A 17,279-nucleotide genomic window follows, 5' to 3' on the forward strand; every position below is an offset into this window, starting at 1 on the left:
GTACATCGGGGTGTAGCTTAGCCTGGTAGAGCGCTACGTTCGGGACGTAGAGGCCGGAGGTTCGAATCCTCTCACCCCGACCAGATTCTCCTTGTTAGTTCAGGGTTCGAAAACCGCCGCGGCATTGCTCGGCGGTTTTTTGTTTTGCGCGGCGAATTTTCGCGTCACCTGCACGGCCAGCACACCCCGCCCGTATCGGCGCCCCCCCGTGGCAGTACGCACTGCCCCCTCTGCTATATTCTCTCCATCCTTTCCCTCATTTTTCACGACGCGTGGAACAACTTCCCTTATGGGCGCAGATCGGCGCCGTCCTTCTGCTGCTCATCTGCTCCGCCTTCTTTTCCATTTCCGAGACAGCGATGATGGCGCTCAACCGCCATCGCCTGAAACATCTTGCCAACCAGAACGCGCTGGGCGCAAGAACGACCCAGGGCCTGCTCGCGCGTACCGATCAGCTACTGAGCGTCATACTGATCGGCAACAATCTGTTCAACACGATCATCCCGGTGCTCACGACCTCGCTCGCGCTGCACACGTTCGGCCGTAACAATCTCATCCTGTCCGTCGCGACCGGCATCGTCGCGTTTCTGATCATCGTGTTCGCGGAAATCACGCCGAAAATCGTCGGCGCGACGTTCCCGGAGAAGATCGCGCTCCCCGCGAGCCTGCTGATCGCGCCACTGATGCGCGCCGCGAAACCGCTCATCTGGTTCGTCAATCTGTTCGCGAACGGCATCCTGCGCGTGCTGCACATCAATACGAAAGGCGCGCGCGACCAGCGGCTGTCCACCGAAGAGCTGCGCACCATCGTGCTCGAGTCGGGCAGCTTCATGCCGACCAAGCACCGCAGCATCCTGCTGAATCTGTTCGACCTCGAAAACATTTCCGTCGAAGACGTGATGATCCCGCGCCGCCGCATCGAGGCGCTCGACTTCGACGCGCCGTTCGAGCAGATCCTGCACCAGCTGGAAACCTGCTATCACAACAAGCTGATCGTCTACCAGGGCGACATCGACCGCGTGCTCGGCGTACTGCATGTGCGCAAGACGCTCGCGGCTCTGCACAACCAGGAACTGGAGCGCGACACCCTGCGCGAACTGCTGACCGAACCGTATTTCGTGCCGACCGGCACGCCGGTATTCCAGCAACTGCAATATTTCCAGGAGAGCCGGCAGCGCACGGCACTCGTCGTCAATGAATACGGCGAGCTGGAAGGCCTCGTCACGCCGGAAGACATCATCGAGGAACTGATCGGCGAATTCACTACCTCGATTCCGCGCAGCGCCAGTTCGCGCGGCGGCTGGAACGAGGCTGGCGAATGCATCGTCGCGGGCAGCATGCCACTGCGCGAGCTGAACCGCTGGCTGCACCTCACGCTGCCGACCGATGGCCCGAAAACGCTCAACGGACTGATTCTCGAAATCCTCGAAGACATTCCCGACGGCGACGTCTGCGTGCAGATCGGCGAGATCAAACTCGAAGTCATGCGCAGCGACGATCAGGCGATTCGCACCGTCAAGCTGTTCAAGCCGCCTTCGCGCACGAAGGCGGCCAAAACGCGGCTCAACTGACCTCTGCGCCATTCTTCACGCGATCCATCGCGCCATCGATCGCTGATCCGCAGTCAGCATCGCACGCTGCCACGCCGCGCGCCATTAGCCGAATGGCTGAATGGCGCCGCCGTCCGCGCTGCCGGAAGATGACGCCGTCACGTTCCACAGGCGGCTCATCACCGGTCTCTCATGTCCACTCCCTTTCCAACCGCTGCGGCCACGCCGCGCCCCCTCGCTCTGAACGGCGAAAACAACGCAGCCAGTCTCACCGATCCCGACAACGCCCCCGCCGTGCGTCTGCTGACCGAGACGCTGCAGGAAGCGACGCGGCGCAATGCCTCGGATATTCACATCGAACCGACGGAGCATGGCTGGCGCGTGCGCTTGCGGATCGACGGCGTACTGCATGAAATCCCGCGGCCACCCGCTCATCTGCGCGACGCGTTCGTCACGCGCGTGAAGGTGCTCGCGCGCCTCGATATCGCCGAGCGGCGCGTGCCGCAGGACGGCCGCTTGCGCATTGCCACCACGCCTCATCGCGTCGAAGACTACCGCGTCAACTCGCTGCCCACGCTGTTCGGCGAAAAGCTCGTGCTGCGCCGGCTCGATGCGCTGCCCGCCGATCTTTCGCTCGATTCGCTCGGCCTCGATCCGCAGCAACGCAAAGCCGTCGATGCCGCGATTCGCGCGCCGCACGGCCTCGTGCTCGTCACCGGGCCGACCGGCAGCGGCAAGACCCTGTCGCTCTACTGTTTTCTGAATCTGCTGAACGGCGAGGCGCGCAACCTCTGTTCAGTCGAGGATCCGGCGGAGATCCAGCTGGCCGGCATCAATCAGGTCAGCGTGCGCGAGAAAGCCGGGCTCACTTTCGCGGTCGCATTGCGCGCGTTTCTGCGTCAGGATCCGGACGTGATCATGGTCGGCGAAATCCGCGACAACGAGACCGCCGACGTCGCGGTGAAGGCTGCGCAAACCGGTCACCTCGTGCTGTCCACTCTGCATACGAACGACGCCCCGGCCGCGGTCGCGCGGCTCATCGATATCGGCGTCGAGCCGTACAACCTCGCGGCCGCGCTGCGCATGGTGACGGCACAGCGGCTGGTGCGGCGCCTCTGCATCGCGTGCCGCCAGCCCGCACCCCATTCGGCGGCGACGCTCGAGGCCGCGGGTTTCGCCGAGCCTCAGCTCGACGGCTGGCAGCCTTATGCCGCGAGCGGCTGCGCCGCCTGCCACGGCATCGGCTACCGCGGGCGCGTCGGCATCCATCAGGTGATGCCCGTTTCCGAGGCGATGCGCGAGCTGATCGTGGCAAGCGCGGGCGTCCACGAACTGGCCCGGCTCGCGCAGACCGAGCAGGTGGCGACCTTGCGCGACGCCGCGCTCGCGCGCGTGCGCGACGGCACCACCAGTCTCGCCGAAGCGCTCGCCGCCACCGAAGTCGCATGAACGCCGTCACGCCCCCACAACCTGTCGCGGCCGACCTGCGCTTCAGATGGCGCGGTGTCGACGCCGACGGCGTCCGCCAAAGCGGCACGCTGATCGCGCCGGACGCGAGTGCCGCGCGCATCATGCTCAAACGCGACAACCTGTTCGTCGTCGAACTCGCGACGCAGGGGCCGGCGCCGCACCCCAAAACCCGCGCGGCCGACGTCACACGGTTCACACGGCAACTCGCCAGTCTGCTGCGCGCCGGCTTGCCGCTCGCACCGGCGCTCGAGCTGCTTGCGCAGGCCGCTGCGTCGGGCCAGCGGCAAGGCATGCCGCGCGTCGTCGCCGCCGTCGCGCGCGACATCACCGCTGGCCTGCGCTTCTCGGCGGCATTGCAGCGGCATCCGGCGCAATTCAATGCGCTGTACTGCCAGCTCGTCGAGGTCGGCGAAGCAGCGGGGGCGCTTGCCACTGTGCTCGCCCGCCTCGCCGACGACCGCGAGCGCGCCGCCGCGCAGCGCGCGAAAGTACGCGCGGCGCTGACCTATCCGGTCGCGATCCTGCTGCTCGCCGTCGCGATTACCGCAGCGTTGCTCGTGTGGGTCGTGCCGACCTTCAAGCAGATCTTCGACGGCTTCGGCGCCAAGCTCCCCGCGCCGACGCAGTTCGTGCTGGCGCTATCGGCGGGCGCGGCGCACTGGAGCGTGCCCCTTGTCGCGCTGACGTTCGCGCTGGGCTCGGCCCTGACGTTTCTCCTGCGGCGCTCCGAAGCGGCGCGCATCCGCGTTGCGCGCCTGTCGCTCAAGATGCCGGTAGCCGGTCCGCTGCTGGGCACGCTGTGCGCGGCGCGCTGGAGCCGCGCGCTCGGCACGCTGCTGTCGGCTGGCACACCGCTCGCCGACGCATTCGACTCGCTGACCCACGCGACCGGCAACGCGTTCTTTGACCGCGCCACGGCGGGCATCGCCGTGCGGCTGCGGCGCGGTGAACGACTCGCCGCTGCGATGCGTGCGGCGCACTGCTTTCCACCCGAGGTCGTGCAGCCGGTTGCAGTCGCCGAGGAATCGGGCGCGCTCGACAGCATGCTGCTCGACGTCGCCTCGCTCGCCGATCGTCAGGTCGACGAAAAGATCGGCACGCTGTCGAGCCTGTGCGAACCGCTCGTGATCGTCGTGCTAGGTACGCTGGTCGGCGGCCTCGTGATTGCGATGTATCTTCCCATCATTCAACTCGGCAACGTGGTGTAGCATCGCTGCGAATCCATTCCATCTCCATGTCGGCCCTCTTCCGCTCGTGTCAGAAACCTCTCCCAGCCTGCTCGCGGGCTTACTGCCAAGCCGCTTCGCAAGCGGCTTCGGTCTCGCGTTCGCCAGCCTGCCCGCTGGCCTGCAGATCGCCTTCGCGATCGTGTTCGGCCTCGTGATCGGCAGCTTTCTGAACGTGGTCGTGCATCGATTGCCCATCATGCTGGAGCGCGCCTGGCGCGAGGAAATCAGCGAGACCGGCGACACGCCGCCGCCGGAAGACGGCCTGCCGGCGCGCTACAACCTGTGGGTGCCGCGCAGCGCGTGCCCGCATTGCGGTCACGTGCTGAGCGCGTGGGAGAACCTGCCGGTCCTCAGCTACATCGTGTTGCGCGGACGCTGCTCCGCTTGCGGGCAGCATGTGAGCCTGCGCTATCCGCTGCTCGAAATTGCGAGCGCCGCATTCGCGGCGCTCGCGCTCGCGGTGTTCGGCCCGACCTTGATGGCGCTCGCCGCGTTCGGTCTGTGCGCGGCTCTGCTCACCATGAGCGCGATCGACATCGACACGCACCTGCTGCCCGATTCGATGACGCTGCCGCTCTTGTGGGCAGGCCTCATCGTCAATTTCAACGGCCTGTTCACGAATCTGCACGATGCGGTGCTCGGCGCGATCTTCGGTTACCTCACGCTGTGGGCCGTGCATTGGGTGTTCCGTCTCGTGCGCGGTGTCGAAGGCATGGGCTACGGCGATTTCAAATTGCTGGCTGCCCTCGGTGCCTGGCTCGGTTGGACAGCGTTGCCGCAAATCGTGCTGATCGCGGCGGTGAGCGGTGCGCTGGTCGGCCTCGCGGCGACGTGGGGCGGCCGCATGCGCTTCGAGGAGCCGCTGCCGTTCGGGCCGTTTCTCGCCGCGGGCGGTGCGCTCACGCTGTTTGTCGGCACACCGCTTTATCTGGCTCTGGGAGGCTGACGCATGTTCGTTGTGGGACTGACCGGCGGCATCGGCAGCGGCAAATCGACGGTGGCGAATCTTTTTGCCGCGCGCGGTGTGCCGCTCGTCGACACGGACGTGATCGCGCATCGCATCACGGCGCCGCATGGTATCGCGATGCCGCACATCGCCGCCGAATTCGGCGCCGAGTTCGTCGCGGCCGACGGCTCGCTCGATCGCGCACGCATGCGCACGCTCGTGTTCAGCGACGAAACGGCACGCAAACGTCTCGAAGGCATCACGCATCCGCTGATTCGCGCGGAAACCGAGCGCGAAGAGCGCGAAGCGCAAGGGCCGTACGTGATCGTCGTGGTGCCGTTGCTGGTCGAATCCGGAACATGGAAGGGTCGCGTGAATCGCGTGCTGACCGTCGATTGCAGCGTCGAGACGCAGATCGCGCGCGTGATGAGCCGCAACGGCTTCAGCGGCGACCAGGTGCTCGCGATCATCGCGCGCCAGGCCACACGCGAAGCACGCCTCGCCGCGGCCGACGACGTGATCGACAACGACAACGCGCCGCTCGAGGCACTCGAGGCGCAGGTGGACGCGCGGCATCGCGCGTACCTCTCGCTCGCGCACGGGTGAACCGCCTCCCAACGCTGCACGTCCACCGGGAAGCCGCGTAAGCAGCGCATGCGGATCGCAGGGATGTATCGCGCAGACACGTATCGCACCTACGCGTGCAGCACGCACCCTCAATCCGTACACGGCACACATGCACACGTTCGAACGAAATGCGCCCGAAGCTCGAGACGCGATGCAACCGAAACACGACCGCCCCACAAACGCGGCGCAAGTGCGGCACAAACCAACCTCAAACAAAGACCTCGCGCGAATCCTTGCCTACACATTGAACTTTGCGCGCGCCCGCGAGCCGAACCGCTCAGAACCATCGTGAACTCACGAAAAAAGTTGCGAAAGCGCGCTGAAAAAGTGCGTGATTGCCTGGGTAGTCCCACCGCATTAGAATGTTCTGCATTCCCGTCACCGACCACGCCCGAGGCGAGCCCGCTTGATTCTTTACGAGTACCCCTTCAATGAGCGAATCCGGACGCTGTTGCGCCTCGAAGATCTGTTCGAGCGCTTCACGTTCTTTCTGACTCAGGAAGACGCCAGGGAACATCACGTCGCGCTGACAACGTTGTTCGAAATCTCCGAAGTTGCGGGTCGCGCGGATCTGAAGTCCGATCTGATGAAAGAGCTCGAACGGCAGCGGCAGACGCTCGCACCGTTTCGCGGCAATCCGGGAATCGAGCAGAACGCGCTGGAAGCGGTGCTCGGAGAAATAGAACAAACCCTCGCGGGGCTCGCGCAGATGCAGGGCAAAACCGGCCAGCATCTTGCAGACAACGAGTGGCTCGCGAGCATTCGCAGCCGCGCCATCATCCCGGGCGGCACCTGCAAATTCGATCTGCCGTCCTACTACGCGTGGCAGCAGCTTCATCCCGATCAGCGTCGTCAGGACATCGCCAAATGGGTGACGCCGCTCCTGCCGCTACGCGATGCGGCGGCCATCGTGCTGCGTCTTGCGCGCGAATCCGGCCAGGCATCGAAGGTGATGGCGATGCAAGGCAGCTATCAGCAGATGCTCTCAGGCCGCTCGTATCAATTGATGCAGGTTCGTGTGGCACCTGAATTGCGGGTGATTCCCGAAGCGAGCGCCAACAAGTACATGCTGTGGGTGCGCTTCACGGTGCAGGACGGCGATCTGCGGCCGCGTGCGGTCGACGTCGACGTGCCGTTCCAGCTCACGCTTTGCAGCCTGTAGACGGCCGCCAACTTTCAATAGCCCAATCCAGATCCTGGGAACGCGCCTTTGAAGCGGCGCGAAATAGCCCTATATTCCTTACTTGTTCCGTTTGCGATTGACTGTCCGACCGTATGCCTACCGTCGTCAAATGCCCTACCTGCGGTAAAGATGTCCGCTGGACCCCTGAAAACCGCTTTCGTCCTTTTTGCTCCGAGCGCTGCAAGCAGATCGATCTCGGCGCGTGGGCCGCTGAAAAATACAAGATCGGCGGCAATGAGCAGGAAGCGTCGTCCGATGAAACATCTCGTGACGATTACAACCCGCATTGAGCCTCGCTCGCTGAGCGCCGCGTATTGTTTGGCCTGTTGAGCGCGGGCCGCAGAGAGAGCCGCGCCACGGCCCCTGAAACCAGAAGGGGCCGCTAAAAGACCAGCAAAAGGGCCATAAAAAACACGCGGGCGGGCCTGCTCGCACAGCGCCCGCCCGCGTGGTCTTGCTGATGACTCGCTGGCTACGTCTTCTCAGCCGCAAGCCACTCCAGCACCGGAATCGTCGCCGGCAGCAGCGGCGAAACCTCGGCGGGCAAGCTCTGCCACACGAAGGCCTGGCCCTCGCGCCCGTGCGGTTCCCCCGACCACTGCGTCACCTTGCAGAAGAAAAGCCGCACATAGGCGTGCGGATAATCGTGTTCGAGCGTGTGCCACAAATGACTCGCCTCGACCTCGATCCCAAGCTCCTCATGCAGCTCGCGCGCGAGCGCGGCCTCGACAGACTCGCCCGCTTCCAGCTTGCCGCCCGGAAACTCCCAGTAGCCCTCGTACGGCTTGCCCGCCGGACGCTGCGCGAGCAGATAGCGCCCGTCCGGCTGAACCAGCACGCCGACCGCGACTTCGGTGACCGGACGGGCCGCGCCGTTTTTGCCCGCGTTTTTGCTCGCCTCGCTCATGCCGGCGTCTTACGGCCGGACCAGTCGCGCGCGAACTGCCACGCCACCCGTCCCGAGCGCGACCCGCGTTCGAGTGCCCACACCAGCGCGTCGCCGCGCGCCGCCTCGATTTCGGCGTCGTCGCAGCCGAAATGCCGCAGCCAGTGCGCGATGATCGTCAGATAGTCGTCCTGCTTGAACGGATAGAAGCTCACCCACAGCCCGAAACGCTCGGACAGCGAAATCTTCTCCTCGACCAGTTCACCGGGATGAATCTCGCCATCCGACGTGTGCTTGTATGTCTCGTTGTCGCTCATGTACTCGGGCAGCAGATGGCGGCGGTTCGACGTCGCGTAGATGAGCACGTTGTCCGACTGCGCGGCGACCGAGCCGTCGAGCGCGACCTTCAGCGCCTTGTAGCCCGACTCGCCGTCTTCGAACGACAGGTCGTCGCAGAACACGACGAAGCGCTCCGGCCGCATCGAGATCAGATCGACGATGTCGCCGAGATCGTGCAGATCGTCCTTGTCCACTTCGATCAGGCGCAGACCGTCTTTCGCGTACGCATTCAGGCACGCCTTGATCAGCGACGACTTGCCGGTGCCGCGCGCGCCCGTCAGCAGCACGTTGTTGGCCGGCTGCTTGTGCACGAACTGGCGTGTGTTCTGCTCGATCAGCCCTTTCTGGCGATCGATATTCTGCAGGTCGTCGAGCGTGATCGACGAAATCGCGGATACCGGTTGCAGGTAGCCGCGCCCCTGGCGCTTGCGCCAGCGAAAAGCGACCGCGGCCGACCAGTCGATGTCCGGCGCTGCAGGGGGAAGCATCGCTTCCAGGCGGCCGAGCACGGCTTCGGCCCGGGTCAAAAACTGTTCGAGTTTGTCCATGGCGGTGAAATGAGCGGCCCGAGGCCGCGGAATGACCGAATCGGACCGGATCGCGAACCGCTCACGAAGCCGCCTGCGAAGCGGCCCGGAATCGGATTCGCGAAGCGGATTTACGAACGATAGTCGGCGTTGATGCTCACGTAGTCGTGCGACAGATCGCAAGTCCAGATCGTGGCTTGCGCATTGCCGCGGCCGAGCACGACGCGAATGCCGATCTCGCTCTTTTTCATGACGCGCTGGCCGTCTTCTTCACGGTAGGCCGGATTGCGGCCGCCGGCGGTGGCGACCAGCACGTCGTCGAGATACAGATCGATTTTGCCGACGTCGAGATCGTCCACGCCGGCATAGCCGATGGCCGCCAGAATGCGGCCGAGGTTCGGGTCCGATGCATAGAAGGCCGTCTTCACGAGCGGCGAGTGGCCGATCGCATACGCGATCTGGCGGCATTCGCCGACGCTCGAGCCGCCCTCGACATGCACGGTCATGAATTTGGTCGCGCCTTCGCCGTCGCGCACGATCAGTTGCGCGAGCGTCTGGGCGACTTCGGTCACCGCGTCGCGCAGCGCTGCATAAGCGGGCGAATCGGTGGACGTGATCGCCGGCAGGCTCGATTTGCCCGAGGCGATCAGGATGAACGAATCGTTGGTCGACGTATCGCCATCGATCGTGATGCAGTTGAACGAGCGGTCCGCGACGTGCTTCACGAGCTCGTCGAGCACCGGCTGCGCAACACTCGCATCGAACGCGAGGAAACCGAGCATGGTCGCCATGTTCGGCTTGATCATGCCCGCGCCCTTGCTGATACCGGTCAACGTGACCGTGTGACCGTCTATCGTGACCTGGCGCGACGCGGCCTTCGGCAGCGTGTCGGTGGTCATGATCGCCTGCGCGGCGTCGTGCCAGTTCGCTTCCTTGCGATTTGCGAGCGCGGCCGGCAGGCCGGCCTTCAGACGACCGACCGGCAGCGGCTCGAGAATCACGCCCGTCGAGAACGGCAGCACCTGCTCGGGCGCGATGTCAACGAGACGCGCAAGCTCCGCGCAGGTTTCGCGCGCATGCGCGAGGCCCGGCTCGCCGGTGCCCGCATTCGCGTTGCCGGTATTGACCACGAGCGCGCGAATCGGCTTGCCGCCCGCTCGCACGCGCTGCAGGTTCTCGCGGCACACGGTGACAGGCGCCGCGCAGAAACGGTTCTGCGTGAACACGCCGCCTACCGTCGCGCCTTCGGCGACGGAAATGACGAGCACGTCCTTGCGGTTCGGCTTGCGGATATTCGCCTCCGCCCAGCCGAGCGTGACGCCGGCGACAGGATGGAGTTGAGCGGGATCGATCGAGGGAAAGTTGACAGCCATGGTCGCGACCTGTCGAAGAAAATGCCGGCGGGCGCCGGCATCAGGGAAACGGAACTGATGACCCGGGTGTGTTGCCGGGCCATCTGCGAAATCAAGGACAAAGCTGCGCGTAAAAACGAAACGGCGAACGAAACGGCGAACGACACAACAAACGGCACAGCGACGATGCGGCGCGCCCGATGGCGCGCCGCATCTACATTACGCGATCTTGCCGTGGCACTGCTTGTACTTCTTGCCGCTGCCGCACGGGCACGGGTCGTTGCGGCCGACCTTCGGCACGTTGTCGGTATTCACGTGCATTGCTGCCTGTGGCGTTGCGCTGTGACCGTGGCTCATCGCGTCGCCGATCATCGCGGCGGTTGCCGCTTCGGCTGCGACGGGCGCGGCAGCGCCGGCTTCCGCAAATTCGGCATGGCGGAACTCGACGTTTTCAAGATGACCGCCCTGCTCTTCGAGCTGCTCCGCGGCGGCTTCGAGCTGCTCCGGCGACTGGATCTGCACGTTCATCACGATGCGCGTGACTTCGAGTTTCACGGCGTCGAGCATCGCGGCGAACAGCTCGAACGCCTCGCGCTTGTATTCCTGCTTCGGATTCTTCTGCGCATAGCCGCGCAGATGGATGCCCTGACGCAGATGGTCGAGCGCGGCCAGATGTTCGCGCCACGCGCGGTCGAGCGTCTGCAGCATGATCGAGCGCTCGAACGCGCTGAACGATTCGCGGCCGACCAGCTGGACCTTCGCCTCGTACGCTTCGTCCGAGGCGGCCTCGACCGCTTCGAGAATTTCTTCCGCGTTGATCGAGTTCGACTCGTTGATCATTTCCTGAATCGCGAGATCGAGCTGCCATTCGTTGCGCAGCACTTCCTCGAGTTCAGGTACGTCCCACTGCTCCTCGATGCTGCCGACCGGCACGAACTGGTGCACGATGTCGGCGATCACGCCATGACGCATCGCGCCAATGGTCTCGGTGATGTCGTTCGCTTCGAGCAATTCATTGCGCTGCTGATAGATCACCTTGCGCTGATCGTTCGACACATCGTCGTATTCGAGCAATTGCTTACGAATATCGAAGTTGCGCGCCTCGACCTTGCGCTGCGCCGATTCGATCGAGCGCGACACGATGCCCGCTTCGATCGCCTCGCCTTCCGGCATCTTCAGGCGATCCATGATCGCGCGCACGCGGTCGCCCGCGAAAATGCGCAGCAGCGGATCTTCGAGCGACAGGTAGAAGCGCGACGAACCCGGGTCGCCCTGACGGCCGGCACGGCCGCGCAGCTGGTTGTCGATACGGCGCGACTCGTGACGCTCGGTGCCGATGATGTGCAGGCCGCCCGCGGCCTTCACCTGATCGTGCAGCGCCTGCCATTCGTCGTGCAGCTTCTGGATGCGGCGCTGTTTCTCGTCGTCGGCGAGCGTTTCGTCCTGCTCGATGAACGACGCCTGCTTTTCCGCATTGCCGCCGAGCACGATGTCCGTACCGCGGCCGGCCATGTTGGTGGCGATCGTAATGCGCTGCGGACGACCCGCTTCGGCAACGATCGCCGCTTCGCGCGCGTGCTGCTTCGCGTTCAGCACTTCGTGCGGCAGCCCGGCCTGCTTGAGCAGATGCGACAGCAGCTCCGAGTTCTCGATCGACGTCGTGCCGACCAGCACCGGTTGACTGCGCTCGAAGCACTCGCGAATGTCGCGAATGACTGCGTCGTAACGCTCCTTCGCGGTCTTGTAGATCTGATCCTGCTTGTCGATCCGCTTGGGCGGCCGGTTGGTCGGGATCACGACCGTCTCGAGACCGTAGATCTCGTTGAATTCGTACGCTTCGGTGTCGGCCGTGCCGGTCATGCCGGCCAGCTTCGCATACATGCGGAAATAGTTCTGGAACGTGATCGATGCGAGCGTCTGGTTCTCGCTCTGGATCTTCACGTGCTCCTTCGCCTCGACCGCCTGGTGCAGACCGTCCGACCAGCGGCGGCCGGCCATCAGACGGCCAGTGAATTCGTCGACGATGATGACTTCGCCGTTCTGCACGACGTAGTGCTGATCCTTGAAGAACAGCGTGTGCGCGCGCAACGCCGCGTACACGTGGTGCATCAGCGTGATGTTCTGCGGCGCGTACAGGCTTTCGCCGTCGCCGATCAGACCCCACTCGGCGAGCAGACGCTCGGCCTTTTCGTGGCCCGATTCGGTCAGGAACACCTGGCGGCCTTTTTCGTCGAGCGTGTAGTCGCCCGGCTTCTCGACGCCGGTGCCGTCCGCCTTCTCCTCGCCGATCTGGCGTTCGAGCAGCGGCGGCAGCGCGTTCATGCGCACGTAGAGTTCGGTGTGATCTTCGGCCTGGCCGGAGATGATGAGCGGGGTACGCGCTTCGTCGATCAGGATCGAGTCGACCTCGTCGACGACCGCGAAATTCAGGCTGCGCTGCACGCGCGCCTCGGTCTCGTAGACCATGTTGTCGCGCAGGTAGTCGAAGCCGAATTCGTTGTTGGTGCCGTAGGTGATGTCGGCGGCGTAGGCTTCCTGCTTCGCCGTGTGCTCCATCTGCGACAGGTTGATACCGACCGACAGACCGAGGAAGTTGTAGAGGCGCGCCATCCATTCGGCGTCGCGCTGGGCGAGGTAGTCGTTGACCGTGACCACGTGCACGCCGCGCCCCGACAGCGCGTTCAGGTACACCGGCAGCGTCGCGACGAGCGTCTTGCCCTCACCGGTGCGCATTTCGCCGATCTTGCCGTAGTGCAGCGCCATACCGCCGATCAGCTGCACGTCGAAGTGGCGCATCTTGAGCACCCGCTTGCTGGCCTCGCGGCACACCGCAAACGCCTCGGGCAGAAGCTTGTCGAGCGACTCGCCGCTCGCGACGCGCTGGCGGAATTCACCCGTTTTGGCGCGCAGTTGCTCATCCGTCAATTGCTCGATCTGCGGTTCGAGCGCATTGATCGCCGCGACGGTCTTTTGATATTGCTTGACTAGCCGCTGATTGCGGCTGCCAAAAATCTTCTGTAGAAAACCGGTGGTCATCGGATCGGGGTGTCTGCGTCGCGGCTTCGGCTGGCTTGCGGCGTGCGATTCGGGCACGCACGCGCCTGGGTCGGTAGGGCCTCGGCCGCTTGGTCCAAGAGTGAATTCGAATCGGGCATTCTAGCACGCGCGTCCGGCTGCGCTTGTGTCGGCGGTGCGACGGCACGGGCCCTTCGAGGCCCGCCCGGCAACCTCCGGCGACTCGTCGCAGGCCGGATCCGCGAGGTGCCCGCGCGGTACAATCACGGCGTAAACGCGCATGGTGCGCGCTCACGCCTTTAACTTCAAACATGAGCCGTTTTCCGTCCTTTTCAAGGCCGCCGAGGCAGTTCGATCCGCGCCGCCCACAACCTCTCACCGAGGTGCTGGGCCGCACGGACGCGTTCGCGGCGCTGCGCGCGGGCGTCGAGCAGATCGCCGCGCTCGAAAAGGATTTGCGCGAGCTGCTGCCCGATTATCTGGCGACGAGCGTCGAGCCAGGCTTCATCAAGGAAGGTGTGCTGGCCCTCTTTGCCGGGCACAACGCGCTCGCGGCGCGGTTGCGGCATCTCGAACCGCGGCTGTTGTCGGATTTGCAGCAGCGCGGTTGGCCCGTTCATGCGCTGAAGATTCGCGTGCGGCCGCAGCCGGCCAAGGAGCCGCCACCGGTCAAGCAGGCGCGCATGACGCCGGCCGGCGCGGACGCATTGCAGGCGCTCAGCGAATCGCTCGCGCCGTCGCCGCTGCAGGAGGCGCTGGCGCGCATGGCGGCCCGGCATCGGCGCAAGCGCTGACCCGCCCGCCAGCCGCTAAAACGCTGGACGAAAAAAACGGCCCGATGGGCCGTTTTTTCATGCGCAAGCCTCGAGCAAACGAGGCCGCCCGCTGGCGTTATGCGAACGCCGTCTGCGTTTCGTACGCGAAACCGCGCGGTGCTTTCTGCGTGTCGTCGAAAGTAACGATTTCGTACGCATCTTCGTGCGCGAGTAACTCGCGCAGCAGCGCATTGTTCAGACCGTGGCCCGATTTGTACGCGGTGTACGACGCCAGCAACGGATGGCCGACCACATACAGGTCGCCGATCGCGTCGAGCATCTTGTGCTTCACGAACTCGTCGTCGTAACGCAGGCCGTCGTTGTTGAGGATGCGGTACTCGTCGAGCACGATCGCGTTGTCCATGCTGCCGCCACGCGCGAGGCCGAGTTCGCGCATCATTTCCACTTCATGCGCAAAGCCGAACGTGCGGGCGCGCGCGATTTCGCGCACGTACGACGTGTTGGCGAAATCCACTTCGAGCGCCTGGCCGGTTTTATCGACCGCCGGATGACGGAAGTCGATCGTGAACTTGAGCTTGAAGCCGAAGTACGGATCGAGGCGCGCGAACTTGTCGCCGTCGCGAATTTCGACCGGCTTCGTAACCTTGATGAATTTCTTCGCGGCGTTCTGCTCTTCGATTCCAGCCGACTGGATCAGGAACACGAACGAACCCGCGCTGCCGTCCATGATCGGAATTTCTTCGGCGGTGACGTCAACGTAAAGGTTGTCGATGCCAAGACCGGCACAGGCGGACATGAGATGCTCGACCGTCGATACGCGCGCGCCGTCTTTCTGCAACACGGAAGCCAGACGCGTATCGCCAATCGCCATCGCCGACGCAGGAATGTCCACCGGCGTGGGCAAATCCACGCGCGAAAACACGATGCCAGTGTCCGGCGCCGCCGGACGGAGCGTCAGGTCGACTTTGCGGCCGGAGTGCAGGCCGATGCCGACAGTCTTGACGATCGATTTGATTGTGCGCTGCTTCAACATGGTGATCTTCTATTCGATTGAAAATCCCAATCGGGACTTTTTATTTCATAGCCCGAATTATACTCCAATACCCTGGGGCGCGTCGTTTCAGGGAACGTATCAATCTGTTTCGCTGCGTTACCCCGTGGGCGCCGCGAGGGAAAGCGTGACGGGCCGATGCCCCGGAACGGAGGCGTTTCCGGTCATCGGCCCGCGTAACGGCCTGTCACAAAAGCGTCGCAATCACCGTTGCCATAGTGCCACGCGGCATATGCGCGCAAGCCCGCGGCGAAGGTGCGACGCCAGCAACTAGCTCAACGTAGCGAGAATACTCGCTGCATCGCTGACTTCAAATTTGCCGGCAGCTTCGACGTTCAGCGTCTTGACCACGCCGTCGTCGACCACCATCGCGTAGCGCTGGGAACGGATTCCCATGCCGCGCGCCGACAGATCCTGCTCCAGACCGAGCGCCCGTGTGAAAGCCGCACTGCCGTCCGCCATCATGCGCACCTTGCCCGAGGCGTGCAGATCGCGTCCCCACGCGCCCATCACGAACGCGTCGTTGACGGACACGCACCAGATCTCGTCGATGCCGGCAGCGCGCAACCGCTCGGCGTGCTCGACATAACCCGGTACATGTTTGGCCGAACAGGTCGGCGTGAATGCGCCCGGCAATCCGAAGATCACCACACGCTTGCCCGCCGTCTGTCCGCGCACGTCGAAACTGTTCGGTCCGATCGTGCAGCCCGCCCGCTCGTCTTCGACAAACTCGAAGAGCGTCGCGTCGGGCAGCTTGTCACCTGCCTGAATCATGCTCAGTCCTTTGCATCGATGCGAAGCACGCTCGCACGTCGTCGTGTCGCAGTGAAATCCAGCATGAGCCCAGCTATAGGCTCAGCCGTCCAGCGGCAGTCGCCTTGTCCGCTTCGCGAATCCGCAGAGGGCAGTTGCCCCTGCCGCGAATCAGACGATACGCGACCTCTTTGCCGTTCACCCGCCACGCTCGTGCATTCGTCCGCCAGCGCTGTTCGACACAGCGCGGCAACGAAAGCCTGCCCGTGCGCTCAGTCCGCCTGCTTGCGCAGGAACGCCGGAATGTCGTACGTGTCGACGCCCTTTTCCTGCAGCGCCTGCACGTGCGATGCCGCGGTGTCGCGCGAGGTGCGCCACACTGCCGGCGTATCCAGCGCGCCGTAGTCGGCCGTGCTCGCATGCGATGCCGCCGGCGTGTATGCAGCATGCTGCATTGCACCGATCGGCTGGTTGTCGGTGCCGGTGCGCAGCAGCGTCATCGGTGCCGACTGCTGCTTCTTCGCTGCACGGCCGAGGCCCGTCGCGACGACCGTCACGCGCAGCGCGTCACCCATGGCATCGTCGTACACGGCGCCGAAGATCACCGTGGCGTCTTCCGCAGCATAGCTCTTGATCGTGTTCATCACTTCGCGCGTTTCCGACAGACGCAGCGAGCGGCTCGACGTGATGTTGACCAGCACGCCGCGCGCGCCCGACAGATCGACGCCTTCCAGCAGCGGGCTCGCAACGGCCTGCTCGGCGGCGAGGCGCGCGCGATCGACGCCGGCGACCGTCGCCGTGCCCATCATCGCCTTGCCCTGCTCGCCCATCACGGTCTTCACGTCTTCGAAGTCGACGTTCACGAGACCGTCGACGTTGATGATTTCCGCGATGCCCGCGACCGCATTGTTCAGAACGTCGTCAGCGCACTGGAAGCACTTGTCCATCTCGGCGTCGTCGCCCATCACCTCGAACAGCTTGTCGTTCAGCACGACGATCAGCGAGTCGACGTGATCCTCCAGTTGCTGCGAACCGGCTTCCGCCACGCGCATGCGCTTGCCGCCTTCGAATTCGAACGGCTTGCTCACGACGCCAACGGTCAGAATGCCCATTTCCTTCGCGATCTGCGCAACGACCGGTGCCGCGCCCGTGCCGGTGCCGCCACCCATGCCTGCGGTGATGAACACCATGTGCGCGCCGCGCAGTGCGTCGGCGATGCGCTCGCGCGCTTCTTCAGCGGCGGCGCGGCCCATTTCCGGCTTGGCGCCTGCGCCCAGACCCGTGTTGCCGAGCTGGATCACCGCGGTGGCGCGCGAACGCGACAACGCCTGCGCGTCCGTGTTCATCACGATGAAGTCGACGCCTTGCACGCCTTTGTTGATCATGTGCTGAACGGCATTGCCGCCAGCGCCACCGACTCCGACGACCTTGATGATGGTGCCGTTCGTTTCGGTTTCCAGCATCTGGAATTCCATGTTGCCTCCGTCAAGATAAAAAAGTACCGCCACTCGGCCGTTATCCGGCAGGAGATCGGGCAACCTCCTGTCGCGCGCCGGCCGCCGGCACCAGCGCGAA

At 64.4% G+C, this 17,279-nt stretch carries 15 protein-coding genes and 1 tRNA gene; 9 read left to right on the forward strand and 7 right to left on the reverse strand.

The window, feature by feature from the left end:
* Positions 1-6 precede the first annotated feature (6 nt).
* The 8 genes from B9Z01_RS24715 to yacG all read left to right on the forward strand — a co-directional run bounded on the left by B9Z01_RS24715 (position 7) and on the right by yacG (position 7,295).
* Positions 7-83 (forward strand) — tRNA-Pro (locus tag B9Z01_RS24715).
* 189 nt (positions 84-272) lie between these two features.
* Positions 273-1,571, forward strand: a complete 1,299-nt coding sequence (locus tag B9Z01_RS24720; RefSeq protein WP_208626175.1) for an HlyC/CorC family transporter — start codon at positions 273-275, stop codon at positions 1,569-1,571.
* Positions 1,572-1,742: 171 nt separating this feature from the next.
* A complete protein-coding gene (locus tag B9Z01_RS24725; protein WP_085487902.1) occupies positions 1,743-2,999 on the forward strand; it encodes a GspE/PulE family protein in 1,257 nt (418 codons plus the stop codon).
* Entirely contained in the window at positions 2,996-4,228 is a 1,233-nt protein-coding gene (locus tag B9Z01_RS24730) for a type II secretion system F family protein (protein ID WP_085487904.1), read from the forward strand. Before B9Z01_RS24725 ends, B9Z01_RS24730 begins: the two co-directional genes overlap by 4 nt.
* 46 nt (positions 4,229-4,274) lie before the next feature.
* Complete coding sequence (locus tag B9Z01_RS24735; protein WP_143809053.1) at positions 4,275-5,195, forward strand: prepilin peptidase; 921 nt, start codon at positions 4,275-4,277, stop codon at positions 5,193-5,195.
* A gap of 3 nt (positions 5,196-5,198) precedes the next feature.
* Complete coding sequence (gene coaE, locus B9Z01_RS24740) at positions 5,199-5,801, forward strand: dephospho-CoA kinase (protein WP_085487906.1); 603 nt, start codon at positions 5,199-5,201, stop codon at positions 5,799-5,801.
* A 427-nt stretch (positions 5,802-6,228) separates the two neighbouring features.
* Positions 6,229-6,984, forward strand: a complete 756-nt coding sequence (gene zapD / locus B9Z01_RS24745; protein WP_085487908.1) for a cell division protein ZapD — start codon at positions 6,229-6,231, stop codon at positions 6,982-6,984.
* A 113-nt stretch (positions 6,985-7,097) separates the two neighbouring features.
* A complete protein-coding gene (yacG, locus tag B9Z01_RS24750; protein WP_085487910.1) occupies positions 7,098-7,295 on the forward strand; it encodes a DNA gyrase inhibitor YacG in 198 nt (65 codons plus the stop codon).
* A gap of 182 nt (positions 7,296-7,477) precedes the next feature.
* Here yacG and B9Z01_RS24755 read toward each other — a convergent pair whose 3' ends face one another.
* From B9Z01_RS24755 to secA, 4 genes are all read right to left on the reverse strand, one after another.
* Positions 7,478-7,912, reverse strand: coding sequence for an NUDIX domain-containing protein (locus tag B9Z01_RS24755; protein WP_085487912.1), 435 nt, complete (start codon positions 7,910-7,912; stop codon positions 7,478-7,480).
* Entirely contained in the window at positions 7,909-8,778 is an 870-nt protein-coding gene (locus B9Z01_RS24760) for an ATP-binding protein (protein WP_085487914.1), read from the reverse strand. Before B9Z01_RS24760 ends, B9Z01_RS24755 begins: the two co-directional genes overlap by 4 nt.
* Before the next feature lie 110 nt (positions 8,779-8,888).
* Positions 8,889-10,130, reverse strand: coding sequence for a bifunctional glutamate N-acetyltransferase/amino-acid acetyltransferase ArgJ (gene argJ, locus B9Z01_RS24765; RefSeq protein ID WP_085487916.1), 1,242 nt, complete (start codon positions 10,128-10,130; stop codon positions 8,889-8,891).
* Between the two features lie 198 nt (positions 10,131-10,328).
* Positions 10,329-13,145 carry a preprotein translocase subunit SecA gene (secA, locus tag B9Z01_RS24770; protein WP_085487994.1) on the reverse strand — a complete coding sequence of 939 codons (2,817 nt, stop codon included), beginning with the start codon at positions 13,143-13,145 and terminating at the stop codon, positions 10,329-10,331.
* Positions 13,146-13,435: 290 nt separating this feature from the next.
* Here secA and B9Z01_RS24775 point away from each other — a divergent pair, with 290 nt between their 5' ends.
* Positions 13,436-13,918, forward strand: coding sequence for a DciA family protein (locus tag B9Z01_RS24775; protein WP_085487918.1), 483 nt, complete (start codon positions 13,436-13,438; stop codon positions 13,916-13,918).
* Between the two features lie 97 nt (positions 13,919-14,015).
* Here the strand turns inward: B9Z01_RS24775 and lpxC are convergent, their stop codons facing one another.
* From lpxC to ftsZ, 3 genes are all read right to left on the reverse strand, one after another.
* Complete coding sequence (gene lpxC / locus B9Z01_RS24780; RefSeq protein ID WP_085487919.1) at positions 14,016-14,933, reverse strand: UDP-3-O-acyl-N-acetylglucosamine deacetylase; 918 nt, start codon at positions 14,931-14,933, stop codon at positions 14,016-14,018.
* 288 nt (positions 14,934-15,221) lie between these two features.
* Positions 15,222-15,725 carry a peroxiredoxin gene (locus tag B9Z01_RS24785; RefSeq protein WP_085487921.1) on the reverse strand — a complete coding sequence of 168 codons (504 nt, stop codon included), beginning with the start codon at positions 15,723-15,725 and terminating at the stop codon, positions 15,222-15,224.
* 251 nt (positions 15,726-15,976) lie between these two features.
* The gene (gene ftsZ / locus B9Z01_RS24790; RefSeq protein ID WP_085487923.1) at positions 15,977-17,179 is read right to left on the reverse strand and encodes a cell division protein FtsZ; all 1,203 of its coding nucleotides are present in this window, start codon (positions 17,177-17,179) and stop codon (positions 15,977-15,979) included.
* Positions 17,180-17,279 lie beyond the last annotated feature (100 nt).

Source organism: Paraburkholderia susongensis, from assembly GCF_900177725.1.
GTDB lineage: Bacteria > Pseudomonadota > Gammaproteobacteria > Burkholderiales > Burkholderiaceae > Paraburkholderia > Paraburkholderia susongensis.

Bases quoted from the DNA above. Each gene is read 5' to 3' on its own strand.
- B9Z01_RS24725 (WP_085487902.1), top strand. From the start codon at position 1,743: ATGTCCACTCCCTTTCCAACCGCTGCGGCCACGCCGCGCCCCCTCGCT.
- B9Z01_RS24730 (WP_085487904.1), top strand. From the start codon at position 2,996: ATGAACGCCGTCACGCCCCCACAACCTGTCGCGGCCGACCTGCGCTTC.
- coaE (WP_085487906.1), top strand. From the start codon at position 5,199: ATGTTCGTTGTGGGACTGACCGGCGGCATCGGCAGCGGCAAATCGACG.
- yacG (WP_085487910.1), top strand. From the start codon at position 7,098: ATGCCTACCGTCGTCAAATGCCCTACCTGCGGTAAAGATGTCCGCTGG.
- B9Z01_RS24755 (WP_085487912.1), bottom strand. From the start codon at position 7,912: ATGAGCGAGGCGAGCAAAAACGCGGGCAAAAACGGCGCGGCCCGTCCG.
- B9Z01_RS24760 (WP_085487914.1), bottom strand. From the start codon at position 8,778: ATGGACAAACTCGAACAGTTTTTGACCCGGGCCGAAGCCGTGCTCGGC.
- argJ (WP_085487916.1), bottom strand. From the start codon at position 10,130: ATGGCTGTCAACTTTCCCTCGATCGATCCCGCTCAACTCCATCCTGTC.
- secA (WP_085487994.1), bottom strand. From the start codon at position 13,145: ATGACCACCGGTTTTCTACAGAAGATTTTTGGCAGCCGCAATCAGCGG.
- B9Z01_RS24775 (WP_085487918.1), top strand. From the start codon at position 13,436: ATGAGCCGTTTTCCGTCCTTTTCAAGGCCGCCGAGGCAGTTCGATCCG.
- lpxC (WP_085487919.1), bottom strand. From the start codon at position 14,933: ATGTTGAAGCAGCGCACAATCAAATCGATCGTCAAGACTGTCGGCATC.
- B9Z01_RS24785 (WP_085487921.1), bottom strand. From the start codon at position 15,725: ATGATTCAGGCAGGTGACAAGCTGCCCGACGCGACGCTCTTCGAGTTT.
- ftsZ (WP_085487923.1), bottom strand. From the start codon at position 17,179: ATGGAATTCCAGATGCTGGAAACCGAAACGAACGGCACCATCATCAAG.